The sequence below is a fragment of the Pseudomonas edaphica genome, assembly GCF_005863185.1.
Taxonomy (GTDB): Bacteria; Pseudomonadota; Gammaproteobacteria; order Pseudomonadales; family Pseudomonadaceae; genus Aquipseudomonas; species Aquipseudomonas edaphica.
Genome location: NZ_VBVZ01000928.1, coordinates 1 through 1,655 on the forward strand (window position 1 = coordinate 1; position 1,655 = coordinate 1,655).

At 61.6% G+C, this 1,655-nt stretch carries 2 protein-coding genes; both read left to right on the plus strand.

Going from position 1 to position 1,655, the window contains the following annotated elements; translation table 11 throughout:
* On the plus strand, positions 1 to 856 hold an 856-nt coding region (locus FEM54_RS32165), incomplete at its 5' end, for an MFS transporter (RefSeq protein WP_138454234.1).
* 110 nt (positions 857 to 966) lie between these two features.
* The coding region (locus FEM54_RS32170) for a YebC/PmpR family DNA-binding transcriptional regulator (RefSeq protein WP_138454235.1) at positions 967 to 1,655 on the plus strand (689 nt) is incomplete at its 3' end.

A 1,655-nucleotide genomic window follows, 5' to 3' on the forward strand; every position in this document is an offset into this window, starting at 1 on the left:
CCTGGTGGCATCGCCCTTTGCCGGCTGGTGGGCGTACACGCCGATCGGCACGTGGCATGCGGCGTTTATTTCCAGCGCGGCGGTGGTGGCGGTGGTGGCTGTGCTGTTCTTTATCTTCCTGCGCAATACACCGCAGGATGTCGGCTTGCCGGCTGTTGAGCCGGAGCCGGTCGTGGCGGCCGACACACAGCGAGTCAGCGTGCTGGAACCGCTGCGCGCGATCCTGCGTAACCGTACGGTGCTGGTCTTGGGCCTGGCGTACTTTCTGTTGAAACCGGCGCGTTACGCGATGCTGTTGTGGGGGCCGGTGATCGTTTATGAGCAAATGCCCTCGGTGGGCAAGGTGGGTGCGGCCATCGTGCCCACGGCATTCGAGTTGGCCGGGTTGCTGGGGCCGATCATGATCGGGCTGGCGTCCGACAAACTCTTCGGCGCCCGGCGCATGCCGGCCTGTGTGCTCAGCCTGCTGGCGCTGACCGTGGCCCTGGCGTTGTTCATGGGCGCGATGCACACCGGTAGCGTGATGCTGGTGATGGCCCTGCTGTTTGTGATGGGCCTGACGCTGTATGGGCCTGACTCGATGATCAGCAGCACGGCGGCCATCGACTTCGGCACCGCCAAGGCCGGCGCCACGGCCGCAGGCTTTGTGAACGGTTGCGGTTCGGTGGGGGCGATCCTTGGCGGCCTGCTGCCGGGCTACTTCGATACGGTCACGGTGTTTATCGTATTTGCCGGCGCGGCGTTGTTTTCTTCACTGGTGCTGATGCCTTACTGGAACGCCAGGCCCGCCGCGCTGGCGCAGGTTGGCGACTTTGTGCCCGACCGCAACGTCACGATCAAACCCTTGCGCACCTGAGGCACTTGGCCGGTTTTTTGGTGGATTAGAGTGTTTTTGCGCTATAAACTCTGCCCCCAAAGCGCCGGCCAGTAGACGTTTCGGCGCGATGGACGAAAAGAGAGTGAGTCATGGGCGCACAGTGGAAAGTCAAACATAAAGAAGCGGCATCCAATGCCAAGGGCAAGATCTTCGGCAAGCTGGTGAAAGAAATCACCATCGCCGCCCGCAACGGCGCCGACACCGCGACCAACGCCCACCTGCGTTTGGTGGTAGAACAGGCCAAAAAGGCCTCGATGCCCAAGGAAACCCTGGAACGCGCGATCAAGAAGGGCGCCGGTCTGCTCGGCGAAACCGTGCAGTACCACCGCGTGACCTACGAAGGTTTTGCCCCGCACCAGGTGCCGCTGATCGTTGAATGCGTGACCGACAACATCAACCGTACCGTGGCAGAAATCCGCGTGGCCTTCCGTAAGGGCCAACTGGGCGCTTCCGGTTCCGTGGCGTGGGACTTCAACCACGTCGGCCTGATCGAAGCCTCGCCGGACAGCCCGGACGCCGACCCGGAAATGGCCGCCATTGAAGCCGGCGCGCAGGACTTTGAAGACGGCGAAGAAGAAGGGAGCACCTTGTTCATCACCGAAACCACCGATCTTGATGCGGTGCAAAAAGCACTGCCAGAGCAGGGTTTCACCGTGTTGTCGGCCAAGCTGGGCTACATCTCGAAGAACCCGGTCAGCGGTTTGACCGATGAGCATATGGCTGAAGTCGAAGCCTTCCTGGAAGGCTTGGACAACCATGATGACGTGCAGGATATGTT